The 16,421-nt window shown below is 45.2% G+C and carries 18 protein-coding genes; 1 reads left to right on the top strand and 17 read right to left on the bottom strand.

Going from position 1 to position 16,421, the window contains the following annotated elements; genetic code table 11:
• Nucleotides 1-15: 15 nt before the first annotated feature.
• The 12 genes from CCVT_RS03965 to CCVT_RS03915 all read right to left on the bottom strand — a co-directional run bounded on the left by CCVT_RS03965 (nucleotide 16) and on the right by CCVT_RS03915 (nucleotide 8,291).
• Nucleotides 16-1,167, bottom strand: a complete 1,152-nt coding sequence (locus tag CCVT_RS03965) for a tRNA nucleotidyltransferase/poly(A) polymerase family protein (protein ID WP_018136627.1) — start codon at nucleotides 1,165-1,167, stop codon at nucleotides 16-18.
• Nucleotides 1,133-1,510, bottom strand: a complete 378-nt coding sequence (locus CCVT_RS03960; RefSeq protein WP_018136628.1) for a CiaD-like domain-containing protein — start codon at nucleotides 1,508-1,510, stop codon at nucleotides 1,133-1,135. Before CCVT_RS03960 ends, CCVT_RS03965 begins: the two co-directional genes overlap by 35 nt.
• A complete protein-coding gene (locus CCVT_RS03955; RefSeq protein WP_009650329.1) occupies nucleotides 1,507-1,752 on the bottom strand; it encodes a tetratricopeptide repeat protein in 246 nt (81 codons plus the stop codon). The genes CCVT_RS03960 and CCVT_RS03955 overlap by 4 nt, the downstream gene beginning before the upstream one ends.
• Nucleotides 1,749-2,819 carry a 3-isopropylmalate dehydrogenase gene (leuB, locus tag CCVT_RS03950; protein WP_018136629.1) on the bottom strand — a complete coding sequence of 357 codons (1,071 nt, stop codon included), beginning with the start codon at nucleotides 2,817-2,819 and terminating at the stop codon, nucleotides 1,749-1,751. The genes CCVT_RS03955 and leuB overlap by 4 nt, the downstream gene beginning before the upstream one ends.
• An 8-nt stretch (nucleotides 2,820-2,827) precedes the next feature.
• The gene (locus CCVT_RS03945) at nucleotides 2,828-3,352 is read right to left on the bottom strand and encodes a 3-isopropylmalate dehydratase small subunit (RefSeq protein WP_265094877.1); all 525 of its coding nucleotides are present in this window, start codon (nucleotides 3,350-3,352) and stop codon (nucleotides 2,828-2,830) included.
• A 10-nt stretch (nucleotides 3,353-3,362) separates the two neighbouring features.
• A complete protein-coding gene (locus CCVT_RS03940; RefSeq protein ID WP_018136631.1) occupies nucleotides 3,363-3,959 on the bottom strand; it encodes a LysE family translocator in 597 nt (198 codons plus the stop codon).
• Between the two features lie 146 nt (nucleotides 3,960-4,105).
• Nucleotides 4,106-5,152: a type II asparaginase gene (locus CCVT_RS03935; protein WP_018136632.1), complete on the bottom strand. Its 1,047-nt coding sequence runs from the start codon at nucleotides 5,150-5,152 to the stop codon at nucleotides 4,106-4,108.
• An 84-nt stretch (nucleotides 5,153-5,236) separates the two neighbouring features.
• Nucleotides 5,237-5,572 (bottom strand): branched-chain amino acid transporter permease, encoded by a 336-nt coding sequence (locus CCVT_RS03930; protein ID WP_018136633.1) that lies wholly within the window; start codon nucleotides 5,570-5,572, stop codon nucleotides 5,237-5,239.
• The gene (locus CCVT_RS03925; RefSeq protein WP_026175478.1) at nucleotides 5,569-6,231 is read right to left on the bottom strand and encodes an AzlC family ABC transporter permease; all 663 of its coding nucleotides are present in this window, start codon (nucleotides 6,229-6,231) and stop codon (nucleotides 5,569-5,571) included. The genes CCVT_RS03930 and CCVT_RS03925 overlap by 4 nt, the downstream gene beginning before the upstream one ends.
• Nucleotides 6,232-6,543: 312 nt before the next feature.
• Nucleotides 6,544-6,666 carry a hypothetical protein gene (locus tag CCVT_RS10045; protein ID WP_009650181.1) on the bottom strand — a complete coding sequence of 41 codons (123 nt, stop codon included), beginning with the start codon at nucleotides 6,664-6,666 and terminating at the stop codon, nucleotides 6,544-6,546.
• A 3-nt stretch (nucleotides 6,667-6,669) separates the two neighbouring features.
• Nucleotides 6,670-7,458, bottom strand: coding sequence for a flagellar basal-body rod protein FlgG (gene flgG / locus CCVT_RS03920; protein WP_011992171.1), 789 nt, complete (start codon nucleotides 7,456-7,458; stop codon nucleotides 6,670-6,672).
• Between the two features lie 11 nt (nucleotides 7,459-7,469).
• A complete protein-coding gene (locus tag CCVT_RS03915; RefSeq protein ID WP_018136636.1) occupies nucleotides 7,470-8,291 on the bottom strand; it encodes a flagellar hook-basal body protein in 822 nt (273 codons plus the stop codon).
• Nucleotides 8,292-8,422: 131 nt separating this feature from the next.
• Here CCVT_RS03915 and rpoD point away from each other — a divergent pair, with 131 nt between their 5' ends.
• Nucleotides 8,423-10,291: an RNA polymerase sigma factor RpoD gene (gene rpoD / locus CCVT_RS03910; RefSeq protein WP_081605512.1), complete on the top strand. Its 1,869-nt coding sequence runs from the start codon at nucleotides 8,423-8,425 to the stop codon at nucleotides 10,289-10,291.
• A gap of 764 nt (nucleotides 10,292-11,055) precedes the next feature.
• Here rpoD and CCVT_RS03905 read toward each other — a convergent pair.
• From CCVT_RS03905 to CCVT_RS03885, 5 genes are read right to left on the bottom strand one after another with little or no spacing between them, the layout of a single operon-like run.
• Nucleotides 11,056-11,814, bottom strand: a complete 759-nt coding sequence (locus CCVT_RS03905; RefSeq protein ID WP_018136639.1) for a flagellin — start codon at nucleotides 11,812-11,814, stop codon at nucleotides 11,056-11,058.
• Between the two features lie 57 nt (nucleotides 11,815-11,871).
• Complete coding sequence (hisD, locus tag CCVT_RS03900) at nucleotides 11,872-13,164, bottom strand: histidinol dehydrogenase (RefSeq protein WP_018136640.1); 1,293 nt, start codon at nucleotides 13,162-13,164, stop codon at nucleotides 11,872-11,874.
• Nucleotides 13,161-14,021 (bottom strand): pyridoxal-phosphate dependent enzyme, encoded by an 861-nt coding sequence (locus CCVT_RS03895; RefSeq protein ID WP_018136641.1) that lies wholly within the window; start codon nucleotides 14,019-14,021, stop codon nucleotides 13,161-13,163. The genes hisD and CCVT_RS03895 overlap by 4 nt, the downstream gene beginning before the upstream one ends.
• Complete coding sequence (locus tag CCVT_RS03890) at nucleotides 14,005-15,105, bottom strand: OmpA family protein (RefSeq protein WP_018136642.1); 1,101 nt, start codon at nucleotides 15,103-15,105, stop codon at nucleotides 14,005-14,007. Before CCVT_RS03890 ends, CCVT_RS03895 begins: the two co-directional genes overlap by 17 nt.
• Entirely contained in the window at nucleotides 15,092-16,420 is a 1,329-nt protein-coding gene (locus CCVT_RS03885; RefSeq protein WP_018136643.1) for a MotA/TolQ/ExbB proton channel family protein, read from the bottom strand. The genes CCVT_RS03890 and CCVT_RS03885 overlap by 14 nt, the downstream gene beginning before the upstream one ends.
• Nucleotide 16,421: the final 1 nt, after the last annotated feature.

The following is a 16,421-nucleotide window of genomic DNA, read 5'->3' as shown; positions in this document are numbered from 1 at the left end:
TTAATCTAGATCGGGCTAGTCCCGATCCGTCTTTGCCAAATATTCCCTTATCGCCGCTTCCTGCCGTCTTTTTATCTCCGCGCCGATCTGCTCGCCCTTTAGTCCAAGTGTCAAAATTTCATTCATTTTAATGTCGGGGTTAAATTTCTCATCATAAATTTTAAGCCCCTTTGCCCTATCTATGCGGCTTTCATCGTAGCAACCAAGCCAAAATTTGAGGGGCTTTTTAAGTGCGATTTTCATCAGCTCAAAGTCACTTGGCTCGTCCTTAAAAAACGGCTCTTTTTCAACGATAAAAAAGCTTTTTGGCAACTTTAAGCGCTCCAAATTTGCTCTCACATCAAGCCCGAAATATCCGCAAAGCAGATAAATAAACAATCTCTCATCACTCACAAATTTACGAGCATTTTTCAGCATGGTATTAAATTTATCAAACTCTTGTTGTAAGATGCAAAGCCCCTTAAATTCGCCACTCAAAAACTTGCCAAATAGCCGGCCAAGCAAATCTAGCTCAAATAAATAACGCGCGCCGATGTGTAAATTTGGCGCTTTAAAAAATTTGATGAGTTCGGCGTTTATGCGCTCACGACTTAGATTTTTAAGTGAGAGTTTTTTCATCAGATTTAGCGTCTCAGGCGCGATAGCAAAGCTAAGCCTCGCGCTAAAGCGCACGCCGCGAAGCACCCGTAGCGCGTCCTCGCAAAATTTAGCCTCATCGATGTGGCGTAAAATTTGCCCGCGCAAGTCGCCCTGCCCACCGTAAAAGTCTAAAAGCTCGCCGTCAAAGATATTTATCATCATCGCATTAATGGTAAAATCGCGTCGCAAACACGCTGTGCGCGGGTCGTTTATGTAGCTAACGGCAAAGTCTTTGTGCCGCTCGCCCGTTTTGCTCTCACTGCGAGGAAGTCCAAGGTCGAAGTTTTTAAATTTGTAGATGAAGTAGCTTTTGCCAACACCATTTGCACCGATACTTTGCATAAGCGCGTCAAATTTATGCGGGTCGATGTCATAGATCTCGATGTCGTAGTCGTAGATCTCGCGCCCTAGCAAAGCGTCGCGCACACAGCCACCAACTAGGTAGGCGCGGGAGGTGTGAGGTGCTAGTAGGCGGCACACCTCGTCAAGGTCGCTATTTTGGCAGATTTTCGAGCCTATTTTCGACATTTGCGAGCGTAAATTCTAAAAATTTAAGTGTGAGCTCCAAGCGGCTTTGTAAATTTTCCTTTGGCATTTCATTCAGCCCCTCAAAAAGCACCTCGATGCGCTCGCGCAAATTTTTCAAAAATATCTCTTCATTGCTTATGATATCGCGGCTCTCATCTTGCATCAGTATCGCGCCTTGACTAGGCTCATGCGCTTTTTGCGCGCTTACATCTATGCTGACATCTTTAGCTGGCGGCTCTTTTTCGCGCTGAGCTTCATCCTTGCGTTTAGCGATAGTCTCTATCTTTTCTAGCTCCGCGCTGACCTCATCTATCGCCATTTTGGCTATATCATCAAGCTTCATAATCTTATCAACCACCTTTTAAATTCGGTTATCTCCTCTGGAGTCTTCATATCGATGAAAAAGTCTTTCATCTGCTCGTTTTGTATCTTTCGCGCCTTACGAAGCCCGCTTAGACGGCGGATGGCTGCGAGCGCGTCCTTATTTGAGGGATTTTGCTTCAGGATATTTTTATAAGCCTCGAGCGCATCGTCCATTAGGCCTTGAGACTCGTATATAAGGGCTTCTGTTATCGTATTTTTCATGATTTTTCTACGTATTTTGCTATTATGCCGCCCATTTCCGAGGTCGTGCATATCTCTTTAGCGCCGAATAAGGCGATGTCTTTTGTCCTATACCCTTCTGCGAGCACTCTTTTCACGGCATTTTCTATCGTCATGGCGGCCTCTTCTTGATTTAACGCGTATCTTAGTATCATCGCCGCACTTAGTATCGTCGCGATGGGATTTGCGATGCCCTGCCCTGCGATGTCCGGTGCACTGCCGTGTATCGGCTCGTAGATGCCTACTTTGCCGCCTATGCTAGCACTTGGCAAAAGCCCGATCGACCCGCAAACCATGCTAGCCTCATCGCTTAGGATATCGCCAAATAAATTTTCTGTTAGGATCACGTCAAACTGCCTAGGAGCGCGCACCAGCTGCATTGCGGCATTATCGACATACATAAATTCCAAATTTACGTCAGGATAGCCCTTCGCCACTTCGCTTACGACCTCGCGCCAAAGCTGGCTGGTCTCTAGCACATTTGCCTTATCTACCATGCAAACGCGCCTTTTACGCTTCATCGCGGCCTCAAATGCGACCTTTGCGATGCGCTCGACCTCGGCTTTCGTATAGATCATCGTGTTAAAGGCGCTATCATCTTTTTTTTCGCGCGGCTGACCAAAATAAAGCCCGCCAGTCAGCTCGCGAACCACCAAAATATCGACATCTCTAAGCACTTCGGGTTTTAAAGTACTAGCGTCTATGAGCTCGTCATATATCACGGCAGGGCGTAAATTTGCAAACGCCTCAAGGCTCTTTCGTAGCTTCAAAAGCCCACTTTCCGGGCGTTTGTCGCGCGGTAGGTCGTCCCATTTAGCACCGCCTATCGCGCCAAAAAGCACAGCGTCCGAGCTCAGCGCGCTTTGACAAGTCTCATCAGGTAGCGGCTCGCCAAACACATCTATCGCCGCCCCGCCCATCAGCTTGTAGTCAAGCTCGAGCGTAAAGCCAAATCTCGCACTCGCTGCGTCAAGCACCTTTACCGCCTCATCGACGATCTCGGGACCGATGCCATCGCCCTTTATCACACAAATTTTATATCTTTTCATGACCGTCCTCATTTTACTTTCGCTTTTGCATATTCGATCAGTCCGCCACTTTTTAAAAGCTCTTGCATAAACGGCGGAATCGGGTTAAATTTATACTCTTTTTGAGTGCTTAAATTTACGATCGTGCCGTTATCCACGTCGATCTTTAGCTCATCGCCCTCGTTTAGCTCGTCAGTTTGTGGGACTTCGAGGATTAAAAGCCCGGTATTAAAGCTATTTCGGTAAAAGATCCTCGCATAGCTCTTTGCCACGACAGCCCCGATACCGGCGGCTTTGAGGGCCAGCGGTGCGTGCTCGCGCGAGCTGCCGCAGCCAAAATTTTCGCCCGCTACGATGATGTCGCCTTTTGCGATCTTGGAGCTAAATTTGGGATCGGCGTCCTCCATGATGTGCTTTGCGAGCTCGTTTTCGTCGGATGTGTTTAGATAGCGCGCGGCGATGATGATGTCGGTGTCGATGTTATCGCCGAATTTCCAGACTTTGCCTGTCATTTTTGACCTTAAATTTAAATTTGAGCGATTGTAACAAAACAAAGCTAAATTTTTAATTCACGATCATCCAAACGCCGATAAAACACATCAAAAATGCGGATACGACTTCCAAAATCCGCAAGTGGTTTGCGAGCAGTTTTTTAAACGCCATACCGCCCAGTGCATAGACGTTTAGCGCGAAAATCTCCACGACAAAAAGCAAAAATAAAAGCAGATACATATCGCTACCAAATGGGTCGGCTTTATTTAAAAACGCCGGCAAGATCGCGGCTAGAAATATCCACGCGTTTGGATTTGACAGCGATATGAGCGCGCCTTTTACAAAAAGCCCTACGCCGCTTTTATCGCCTTTGACGCTTTTGACACTGACGCCGCCGCGCCTTAAAAAGCCCTTTACGCCAAGGCAGATGAGATAAATTCCGCTGCAAATTTTAAAAGCGCTAAAAGCAAGAGTGTATTTGATGAGTAGCGCGCCGATGCCAAATATACATAAAACCGCGATAAATAGGAGCGAAAACACCTGCCCAGCTAGCATCGGCAGAGTGCGGCGGTAGCCAAGAGCCATGCCAAAGCTAAGTGCGAGCGTCATGTTGATGCCCGGCATCAGGCTGATAGGCAAAAACGTGATGACAAAAAGCAATGAATTCATAACAGCCCCAAAAATTCAACTGCGAAATTTTAAGTCTAAAATCATAAATTTAGGCTCTATTTTAACAAAATTTTGGTTTTTAAGATCTTTGCTGAAACAAAGTTGTATAAATCAAATAAAGGCGGCAAATTTACCGCCTTTAAATTTTAATGAGTTAGGAAAAGTTCTTGGATCTTAGCCTTGTCGTTCGTGGTCGCGAGAGCTAACATCAGCAGGACTCTGGCTTTTTGCACGTTTAGGTTGTCGCTGGTTAAAAAGCCGTATTTCGTGTCATCGACTTCGCCATTCATCGTGGTCTCGCCGCTGCCTACGCGAGAGTCACGCACGACTACGACGCCCTTTTTGACCGCTTCGCCTAGGGCTTCAAGCGCGCTTGGGAAAGGATTGCCGTTACCCATGCCGGCATTTACGATGCCCTTAGCTCCGTTTGCGACGGCTAAATTTATGAAGTCCGGGTTGTCGTTTGAGTGGCTAAAAATAATATCCACGCGCGGAAGCTCCTTGATCTTTTCGATGTCAAACGCGCTTTTTGTCGTATGTTTGCGCGTCGGCGTCATGTAGTATTTGACGTTGCCGTAAAAGACGGTGCCGATCTTACCGGCGTTTGGAGATTTAAATGTATCCACGCCCGTCGTGTTAGTCTTTGTCACCTCGCGTGCGGCGTGGATTTCGTCGTTCATCGTTACCACGACGCCCTTGCCTACGCTATCCTTGCTCATCGCGACATTTACGGCATTAAATAAATTTAACGGGCCGTCCGCACTTAGCGAGCCGCTGTTTCTCATCGCTCCGACCATGACGACTGGTTTGTCGCTTTTGACGACGAGATCAAGAAAATACGCCGTCTCCTCCATCGTGTCGGTGCCGTGTGTGATGACGATACCGTCGGCCTTGCCGCTATTTAGCAGCTCATTTACGCGCTTAGCTAGTTTTAGCCAAACTTCGTTATTCATCTCCTGTGAGCCGATGTTTGAAATTTGCTCGCCTTTGATCGTGGCGATCTTGTTTATTTCAGGTACTGCGGCGATAAGCTTATCGACCGTGACAGTGCCTGAGGTATAGCTGCTATCAAGCGCACCAGATCCGCTGCCAGCGATCGTGCCGCCTGTTGCTAAAATGTAGATCGTAGGCTTTGCAAAAGCCACCATAGAACCTAAAAGCATGAAAAATACCACCTTACAAATGAAACGCATGTCTTCTCCTTTAGCAGAAATTTTCTAAAAGATTATAGCGTTTGACACTTAAATTCCATATTAATTTTTAAATTTTATATTTTTTTAAAAAATTCTTATCATAATCATATAAATCGCTGTCGAAATCACAATGCTAAGCAAGGTATTTTTAAATTTTAGATGAATCAGCACCGCACTCAGCACGCCGACGGCTTCGTTCAGTCCGTATGGAAAGACGCTAAATTTAGTATCTTTTAGCGCGTAAAAGACCAAAATCACCATTATCATCAGCCCCATGTGCCGCTCAACAGCGCTTAGCCACGGGCTTGGCTTGTAGTTTTTGACCGCGTAAAAGGGCATCGCCCGCGTGAGAAAGGTCGCGAGCGCACTCACTAAAACCGCGACAAAAACGAGCCACTCGCTAGAATTTACGCTTATCATAGTCGCTCCTTAAACACCAAAATAAACACGAAGCAAAGCGCCATCGAGCCCACGAGCAGAGCCTTTGCGGGCATGAGCGCCACGCCCACTACGCCAAAAAAGCACGCGGCAAAAAGGACTTTAAAATTTTTATCGTTTTTAAACATCTCTATAACGATCACGATAAAAAGCGCCGTGAGGGAGAATTCAAGCCCGCTCATATCGACTTTGATGAGGCCGCCAGCCACGCAGCCAACGAGCGTGCCAAGTGCCCAGTAAAGCCACGAGAGGAAATTTAGCCAAGTAAAAATGAAACTGCGCTCGGCGGCGCCTGAAATTTTAAGCGTTTTAAAGATAGCAAAGGTCTCGTCCGTGAGCGTGGCGATATTAAAGAGGCGAAATTTCAGCCTGTTATATTCTTTTAATAGCGCAAGTGCGTAAAACGTGTGGCGTAAATTTACGAGATAAGAGACGATGAAAACCTCAACAAGCCCCGTGCCCGCGCTAAAAAGCGAGAGCATCATAAACTGCGCCGCGCCGCCGTATGCGAGCATGCTAAGAGCCATCGCGATAAGCGTGCTCACCCCCATGCTGTTTGCCAGTATCCCAAACGCCACACCCAGCGGAAAATAGCCCATAAATATCGGTATGCTAAGCTTAAAAACGTAGTTAAACGACATATTTTTCCTTAAATTTAAGCGCAAATAGTATCTAAAATTTGAGAAATTTTGGCTAAAACGTAGCGGATCAAAGGGCGAAATTTTAAGGCTCCGTTATGATAATCATTGACGTTTGCTTCGCAAACCCTGTTCGCTCCGCAAGGCGCCGAACATATAGCACGATTTACGCGGTCAGCTATCGCTTCCCTGTAAATCGGCGGCGATAGCGTCGCTTCACAAGGTTTGACTTCACTTTGAAATCCAAAAATCAATGAAATATTGTAACAGAATCAATTTTAAATTTCATCCTTTGATCAAAATAGAAGTGAAATTTTAGTTTAAGGCCTTTTTGCGGTCTTTACTCTCACTGGCCGAGGAGTCGTCTTGTGAAAAATAAAGCACATCAACGACCCAAATAAGCAAGATGAAGCCGACTATACTAAGCATCACGATCATTTTCTACCTTTTAAGTCCGTTTACGATCTCAAGCATCGAGTCGCTCGTCGTGATCGCCTTAGAGTTGGCCTCGTAGGCACGCTGACCCGTGATGAGGTCGGTCATCTCCTCGACTAGTTGCACGTTACTCATCTCGACAAAGCCTTGCCTGATCGTGCCAAGCCCGTCAAGCCCTGCTACGCCCACTACCGCGTCCCCGCTCGCTGCGGTTTCTAGATAGTTGTTATCACCCATCGAATGAAGGCCGGCCGGGTTGATGAAATTTGCTATTTGTATCTGGCCTATTTGCGCCATATTAGTCTCTCCTGCCTGCAAAACCGAGACCGTTCCATCCGTACCGATCGAAATTTGCGTAGCATTTGCAGGCACGACGATCTGAGGAATGAGCTGATAACCGTCGGAATTTACGATCGTTCCGTTGGAGTCAAGCTTGAACGCACCGTTTCTAGTGTATGCCGTAGTGCCGTCAGGTAGCTGAAGCTGGAAAAAGCCGTTTCCGGCGATGACCATGTCAAGGTTGTTGCTAGTTTCCTTAAAGTAGCCCTGAGAGAAAATTTTATTTATCGCCGTAGGCCTGACGCCCAGTCCCACCTCGATACCAGTCGGGCTAGTAGTCGTTTGGCTAGTCGCCGTGCCAGCGTATTCCATGACTTGATACATCAAATCGGCAAATTCAGCGCGATTTTTCTTATATCCGTAGGTATTTACGTTTGCTATGTTGTTTGAAGTAACGTCTATTTGTGTCTGCTGAGCGATCATGCCCGTAGCAGCCGTATAAAGTGATCTCATCATGTCTTTATCCTTTAAGCTTTAAGCGCTAATTTTTGAACTGCGTCTTGGTTAAGGTCGGTCATATGGCTTGTCATGACCTTTTGATACATATCCACAAGGCGCTGCGTCTCGATTAGTCCGACCATCTCGGTAACGGGATTTACGTTTGACATTTGCACGTAGCCTTGCATCAGAGTGTCGGCATCGTCGATATCTATCACATCGTCTAAATTTTTAGGCTCAAAAAGGTTGTCTCCTATCTTTTTGAGCTCTCTTATCTCACGTGGTTGAGCGATGAAAAATTTTGAAATTTGCTCACTTTCACCCTCGTCCATCGTATAGATATTTCCGTTTTTATCGACGCTTAGACTGCGATCTAGTGGCACTTGGATGCCTCTTTGCTCTGGAGCTAAGGTCTGATAGTTGTTTGGCAACACGCGGTATCCCTCTTTTGTCACGATAAAGCCGTCCTCATCGAGGTTAAACGAGCCGTTTTTTGTCAGTCTCACGCCATTTGGGGTATCTACTAGAAAAAACATATCCTCGCGCTTGATAGCAAAATCTAGCGTATTGGAGCTGTATTTAAAGCCTCCGGCACTAAAATCGGTGTATTCTTCGCTCACTTGCGGGACACGATCAAGAGTCCTGTTTAGAAATTTTGCCGCGTCTTTGGTGTGATTTTTTAGTGGCAGCTCGTCTTGAGTATCTTTGAAAATTCTCTCAAAATCCCCGATAACAACGTCATTTCGCTTAAATCCTATCGTATTTACGTTGGCTAAGTTGTTTGATATGACGTTTAATCTGTTAAACTGCGTCACCATTCCGGCAGTGGCCTGATAGTAGCCGTTTTGCATGGAAATTTCCTATAAATTTTGATTTTTACGAGTATGAAGCAAAATGCGTTCCAACTTTTCTTTTATAAACATTTAATAAAATTTGGGTATAATCCATTTTCTTCTTTAACAAAAGATTTACGATACACAAAATGCAAAATCAGAAAGGAAATTTTATGAGTGCCGCAAAAGAAGCTTTGAGCCAAATAGAGGAGCTTTTCACTGAAAATGCAAAAGGTTTTCTCACCTATGAAAAACTCGTAAAATTATTAGACAAAGCGCCTACGGCGACGATGATAAAAAAGATAGAGCAGCTTGCTAAAACACATAAAGTCCAGCTGATGACAGCTGCCGAGATCGCAAAGATGAGAAATATCGCCGATGCGAAAAAGCGCCTTGAAAATACACAAAAAACGGATGTGAACATCGAAGAAGACCTCGATCTGACAAGTGACAACGACTTTTTAGAGTGGTCGCGCTCGGATAGTCCGGTGAGGATGTATCTAAGAGAAATGGGGCAAATTTCACTGCTTACAAAAGACGAAGAGGTCGAGATCAGTAAAAAGATCGAGCTTGGCGAGGATATCATCATAGACGCCTTTTGCTCGGTTCCTTTTTTGATAGATTTCATACTTGACTACAAAGAGCCGCTCATCAACAGGGAGCGCCGCGTCAAAGAGCTTTTTAAAAGCTTTGAAGACGAGAGCGAGAGCGAAGACGAGGACATAGAAAGCGATGAGGACGAAGAGAGCGAAGACGAGGAAACGCCGAAAAAATCGCTTAAAAACGATAAACGTGCAGAAAAGGTCATCGAAAGCTTTAAGGCTCTTGAAAAAGCAAAAAAAGAGTGGCTAAAAACCGTAAATAAGCAAGAAAAGGTCGAAGTAGAGGACACTATGTCAAAGCTCACTCTCGCTTTTAAAAAGAAAATTTTAAAAGACAAGCTGATGGATCTAGGGCCGACCAGTAAGCTCATAAGCGAGATCGTAAAGTCCATGGAGACCGCTCTAAAAAGCGATGATGAGTTTGACCGCGAGCTAAAGCGCCTGGAGTATCGCTTGCCGATGTTTAGCGATGAGCTCAAGAAAAATCACAAAAGCATACTAAAAGACATCATCAAACTAAACAAGGAGGAGATCGCAGCTCGCGTGCCTGAGGCGACGATGGTTTCTACTTATGTCGAGATCAAAAAGCTCTTTACAACAAAAGAAGCCAGCAAACAAGGCTTTGACCTGGAGCCCGCACGCTTAAAGGAAATTTTAGAGCAGATCAAGCGCGGTAAGAAAATTTCAGACGAAGCCAAGGCCCGTATGGCAAAGTCGAATTTACGCCTTGTGGTATCTATCGCCAAGCGCTATACGAACCGCGGCTTGCCGTTTTTGGACCTCATACAAGAGGGCAATATCGGCCTCATGAAAGCCGTCGATAAATTCGAATACCGCAAAGGATATAAATTTTCCACCTATGCCACATGGTGGATACGCCAAGCTATCAGCCGTGCCATAGCCGATCAAGCTCGCACTATCCGCATACCGATACACATGATAGAGACGATAAACCGTATCAATAAAATCAACCGCAAATATCTGCAAGAAGAGGGTAAAGAACCTGATGTGAGCGTCATCGCAAAAGAGGTCGGGCTAAGCGTCGACAAAGTAAAGCAGGTCATAAAAATAACAAAAGAGCCTATCAGCCTCGAAGCCCCTATTGCAAACGAAGAGGACGGTAAATTTGGCGATTTTGTAGAGGATAAAAGCTCACTTTCGCCGATAGAGCAGATTTTAAAAGGCGATCTAAGAGAGCAAATAGATGATGTCTTGTCGCAGCTAAACGACCGCGAGAAGGCTGTTATTTGTATGAGATTTGGGCTGCTTGAAGACGAGAGCGACCGCACTCTTGAAGAGATAGGCAAAGCTCTAAACGTGACTCGCGAGCGCGTCCGTCAGATCGAAAGCTCAGCTATCAAAAAGCTAAAACATCCCAAAGTAGGCAGAAAGCTCAAAAACTATATCGAGGGGTAAATTTAGCCCCTCCTCTCCTAAAATTTCACTTGAATTTAATATGATACTTTGCACTCGTAATTTAACAGACCACGCTTGGTCTAGCGGCTTGTCGTGAAAATCGGCGGTTATTTTCTGTGCTTCGACTCCGTCTCGCAACTGCTAGTAGAGTGCGCTAAAATTAGGCATCCTGCTCTTTGCTCTCATCTTATTTTACTGCACGGCTATTTCTTAAAAAGCTACAAACGAAATAAAATAGAACAAAAATGAAGCTTTTAAAAATTTATCAATGCTTTTTAAAAAAGAAGGCTCTGTTACAATATTTCATTGATTTTCAGCTCTTAAAGCAGGAGAATGCGAACAGCATCCCTGTAAAAACCTTGTGAAGCGACGCTATAGCTGCCGATTTTTACTTCGTACTACGCACTCGTAACGAGACTTCGCTACGAGGACAGGGAAGCGGTAGCTGACCGCAGTCTGCTTGCAGGGAAAACGCGAACAGCGTTTGAGTAGTGCAACGAAGCGTCTTGAAAAGATGCGAGCAACGCGAAACAGAAAAAATCGTGCTAAGGCTTCGCTCGCTACTCTCGTAAGCTCTAGAACGCCTACTCGCTCCGCACAGATGCTGTTCGTGTCCGCGCTAGATCGCTCCTGGAGCGAACAGGGTTTTGCTTCACTTTGTTCGCAACTGCAAAATAGAAGCGAAACAAGCGTCAATGATTTATTATAACAGAGCAAAAAAGAAATTTAAAAAATACCCAAGCCAAAGGCGGCTTGGATAAAATTTAGGCCAAAAGTCTGTCCATTTGGCTTTGTAGATTTGAGATATTGTGCACTTGAGCGAGGATACTAGCATCTATGTTTAAATTTGCTTGCTGTAAGTCATTTACGTTTTTAGCGATATCGTTGTTTTGTAGTCCGCTTTCACTTTGACGAAGCGCTATGCTTTGAGCGATCGAGGCGTTGATGCCTGCGGCTATGCCGTTTTGAGCAGAGCCGATATTCGTGCGTAAAGAATTTATATTTTGCCTTATATCATTTGCATTTGAGCCGTCCACCGCTACATTTGTGATAGACTCGGTGCTTAAATTTATGCTTTGCACGCCCTCGCCCGTCACGAAATTTAGCTCAGAGCCAAATACGCTTTTGCCGTTAAACGTAGCATTTTGTACGCTTTGTGACATAGAGTGCGAAAGCGAGCTTATCTCTTTTTGTATCATCGACCTTTGATCGCTGTTTAGCGCCGCACTGCCTAAAGATACAGAGAGCTCGTTTATACGGTTTGCACTTTGGCTTAAATTTGAAAGCGTAGAGTCAGCGATATTTAGCATCCCTATCGCGTCATTTGCATTTGCGATGCCTTGCTCTAGAGTGTTGCTTTGACTTAGCAAAGAGTCCGCGATCGCTAAATTCGCCCCGTCGATCCCGCTTAATGCACGCACGGCGGAGATATTTTGCAAAGCCTTTTCCTGCTGTGTCTTTTGCTCTTCTGCTCTTTGTGAGGCATTGTATCCAGAGCCCACCGACGTTCCGTTTATTTGCATTTCTTGTCCTTTAAATTTTGCTTGATGATAGCTTAAAATTTATAAATTTCAGCTTTATCAGTCGTCTAGACGCACTCTGATCGATCTCTCGTGAGCGCCCAGCCCCTCGGCCTGAGCTAGCTGCATGCAGGCCTTGCCGAGCTCTTTTATGCCTTTTCTATTGACGGAGATTATCGAGCTTCTTTTCATGAAATTTTCAACCCCCAAAGGCGAGTAGAAACGCGCGCTACCACCGGTTGGCAAAGTGTGATTTGGTCCGGCCAGATAGTCTCCCATCGCCTCAGGCGTAAAATGTCCGAAAAATATCGCTCCGGCATGTTTTATCTCGTCAAGATAGCTAAGCGCGTCGTTCGTAGCGATTTCGAGGTGCTCTACTGCCAGTTCGTTCATCAGCCCCACGCACTCTTTCATGTCCTTTGCGATGATGATAGCGGCCTTGTTTCGCATACTCACAGATGCGATAGGCTCGCGTTTTAGCGTCTTTAGCTCGTCCTCGACATATCTTTGCACCTGTCTGCCAAAGGCCTCCACCGGCGTTATCAAAAAGCTGCTGGCAAGCTCGTCATGCTCGGCTTGAGAGAGTAGATCGATAGCTACATGGCGGGCGTCCGCGCTCTCATCGGCGATGATGCCTATCTCGCTAGGACCTGCTATCATATCGATATTTACTTCACCATAAACTAGCTTTTTAGCCGTAGCGACGTAGATGTTTCCGGGGCCTGTTATCACGTCCACTTTAGGCACGCTTTGTGTGCCGTATGCCATCGCGGCGATAGCGCTGGCTCCGCCTATCTTAAAGGCAGTTTTTATACCGCAAAGATGCATCGCAGCAAGCAAGAGAGGATTTACCTTGCCACCGATGGCCGGTGTGCAGACTACGATCTCTTTTACGCCGGCTACTATCGCGGGCACGGCGTTCATCAAAAGCGAGCTGGGATAGGCCGCCTTGCCGCCCGGAATATAAAGCCCCGCGCGATCTACCGGTGTGTATTTTGCGCCCAGCAAGATACCATGATCATCTTTAAACGTCCAAGTAGCGGGCTTTGAGCGCTCGTGATATGATTTTATGCGCTCATAGGCTAAATTTAGCGCTAGCCTCAGCGAATTATCGAGGCCGTCGTAGGCGCGAGACATCTCGTCTACGCCGATCATCAGGTCGTTTTTGCTAGTCGGGCTAAATTTGTCAAATTTAGCGATCTGCGCAAAAAGCGCCTCATCTCCGCCGTTTTTCACCTCATCGATTATCTGCGTGACAACAGGCAAAACACCGCTCATATCCATATCCGATCGCTTCACAAGCTGCATAAATTTCGCCCTAAAATCACTGTCCGTAGAATGTAAAAATTTCATCCTTGATCCTTTTTGAAATGGTTTTTAAATTTTCTTTCATATCTCATTTTTTGGCTTATGTTGCCGAGCAACCCACCTTGATGGATATATAAAATTTCGTTTTTGAATTCTTTTAAATTTGCAAACATCGTGATAAATCCGACCGGGTCATAAATAAGCTCGAATTCCACGCCACTAGCCTTGAGCTCTTGCCAAATTTCATAAAGCTCGAGCTTTAGATCGCCAAAATGATATTTTTTGGGCGGAGTTAAAATTTTGACCCGCGAGTGCTCATCAAGCGCCGCGATCTCCTCTCGCAGATACTTCGCGTCTCCTACGCACGGGCAGGTAAAGACGTTTAGATCTATATGTTTGGCTAGATATGTAGCGCTCGTGCCGGTGCCTGAAGGCAGAAAAATATCCGGCCTCACGCCACTTTTTTCACTCCAAGCCAAAATTTCATCAGCCTGCGTTTTAAAGCCGTACTCCGCTTCGCTTTGGGCTACGCCCTCGTTTATAAAAAGCGCATCCGCCGTATCGGCAAGCTCTTTTGCAAATTTCACCCTATCCTCGGCTACGAAAATTTTCATGCCGTTTTCAAGGGCGAATTTGAAATTCCCGACCGGATTTTGCTTTAAATTCGAATTTAGATGCGAAACGACATAGCAAAATTCTAAATTTTTCATCTTTGAAAAAAGGCTTAGCGAGTACATCGCATTCGACTGACTGGATCCATGCGAAACGATACGTTTAAAGCCGCTAAGATCGGCGTTTAGAAAGTATTCGAGCTTTCTGGCTTTGTTGCCGTTGAAATCTCCCAGCAAATCATCTCTTAAAAGATAAAATTCATGCCCGTGAAAGCTAAAAGGCTCTATCACTCTTTAGCTCCAAAAATTTCTCTATCTCGTTTATGGCGTCTTTGTTGGAGATCGAAAATTTTATCTCGATACGGCGCGATGCGTCCTTGTCCTCGGCTCCGTCCCTCATAATAAGCTCGTTGTAGCTACGTCCGCTAGCGACTAAGAGCTTTTGCAGTCTGGCGTCTTTGTTGTATGAGTTTATAAAGTCCATCACCGCATAGGCTCTGCGCTGCGAGAGCTCGAGGTTATAAAGATAGCTGCCGTCGCTATCGGTAAAGCCCTCTATCATGATTTGATCGATGTTTTTACTGATCTGGGGGTCGTTTAAAAGCACGTCAAAATACTTTTCAAGCGTGGCCTTTAGCTCATCTTTGACCTCCTCTTTGAGCTCCGCCCTGCCCTTGTCAAAGAGCACCGAGGAGCTAAGCTTCAGCGCACCCGAGTTTGGATCGATCGCTATACTGCCGCCTAGCTTGTCCTTAAGCTCGGAGATGACTTTCACGCGGATACCGGTCAGATTTTTTATGCGATTTTTAGTAACGTTTAGATCACGCAAAAGCTCGTCATATCTAGCCTCTTTGGCGCTTACTTGCTCCAGTAAAAAGGCTATCTTGGCTAAATTTTTCTCATTGCTGGCGTTCGCCTCCTCAAGTGCACTATCTCTGGCGGCCAGATCGTCGTTTAAAACGATCATTTTTTGATTAAGACTAAAAATGCTGGCGTTGAGATCTGCTATACTGGCGTTAGCATCGGCATTTTCCTCGATGAGCTGCTTTAGCTTTTGTTTTAGTGCGTCTATCTGGATCACAAAGATATCGTTTGATTTTTTAAGGTTCAAATTTTCGTCGCTTATCTTTGCGAGCTCGTTTTTTAGGGCTGAATTTAGCTGATCGAGAGTAAAATTTTTACCCTGCTCGTCCTTTAAATTTGCAAGGGCTAGGATGATAGCCTGCTCTTTATCGGCAAGTGTGTTTTGTGAGAGGACGTATTTTACGACTATGGCGCCTATCAGTAGCATAAAGACAAAAAGCAATCCCGCCATCAAGTCAGCATACGAGACCCAAAACGTGGAGGAATTTTGATCGCTTTTATCTATCTTCATCTATCAAATTTGCATTTTCTATTTTTTTGATCACGAGGCTAGCCTCTTTGTCTATCTCGTCTATGCTTTTTTTGAGCTCGGCGATAAGGGCTTCGCGCTCTTTATCGCGCTCACCGTTTTTGATCTCTTGCTCATAAGCGTTTTTAAAAGCGCCCACACCTTGAAGCATGCTCTCTTTAAAGGCTCGCATAGCGCTTTCTTGCTCGTTTATGAGCTTTAGAGAGAATTCTTTAAGGCTTGTTTCAAGCATCTTTAGACCCTGCTCGAATTTAGCCGCGTTTTTATCTAGCGTATGCGAACGCTCCTGCGAGATGTCGCTTAGCTTATTGTATCCGGTCAGTAAATTTAGCTCCATTTCCTTTATGCCAGCACTAAATCCCGAGATCACCTTTAAGATATCGGAGTGAATTTTGATAAATTCATCTTGCTTGCTGGCGGTTTTATTCAGTAAATTCACGCCTTGTTCCAGCCCAACTCTAGCTTCGCTGATGATTTGCTTTTCTAGATCTTGAAGCTGCATATACGAGCTGAATTTAGACTCGATCATGTCATCTAATCTACCAAAAAATTCCTCGTTGCTGACTCGTTTGAACATATTTTTTATATCGTCAAAGTGACTCGTAGCCGCGCTCATATATCGCTGCTCCAGCTCATCTTTTTGCCAGAAAAACTGACGGCTGAGCTCCCTTTGCTCATTTGCAAATTTTTCAAATTTGCTCATCCCGATCTTTTCAAAAAACATCCACCAAAGCGCCAGGAAAATACCGTAAATCGAAACGTAAAATGCCGTTCCTACGCCGTTTAAAAGTACTCCGATCTCTTTTTCCAGCTCTCCTGATGTGCTTGAGCTAAAGCTTGGCATCGAGATGGCGATGCTTATGAAAGTGCCTAAAATTCCAAGCATCGGAAAAACGGCAGCACCGATGCTGGCTAGATTGTCATTTCTAAAATCTCTGGTGTAAAGCTCTAAAAAATCGTCAAATTTCGCGTTTGATTTTTTTATGCCTGAAATTTCAAGCAGACGCGAGATGATAAACTCTTTGAGACTGGCTCTAAAATCGTCTATCTTAGACGCAAAAAGGCTATATGCCAGCTCTGCGCTATGACGCGTAAAAAGAAGCGCTACAAATAAAATAACGCCCATCATCACGATCGTATGAAGCTTCATTTGAAAATTTATAAAACCAAAATAGGCCAGTAAAGCTAAAACATAGATCGCGAGCGGGAAAAAGATGATTTTAAAAAAGACAAAGGTAGAGCGACCAGCCTGCGCTTTAGGCATAGTAAGGTCGCTAAAATCGTTTTGATTTTGCATA

It is taken from the genome of Campylobacter curvus (assembly GCF_013372125.1).
Lineage (GTDB): Bacteria > Campylobacterota > Campylobacteria > Campylobacterales > Campylobacteraceae > Campylobacter_A > Campylobacter_A curvus.
The sequence above is the reverse complement of the archived record's forward strand: the minus strand, read 5'-3'. Positions and strand labels throughout refer to the sequence as shown.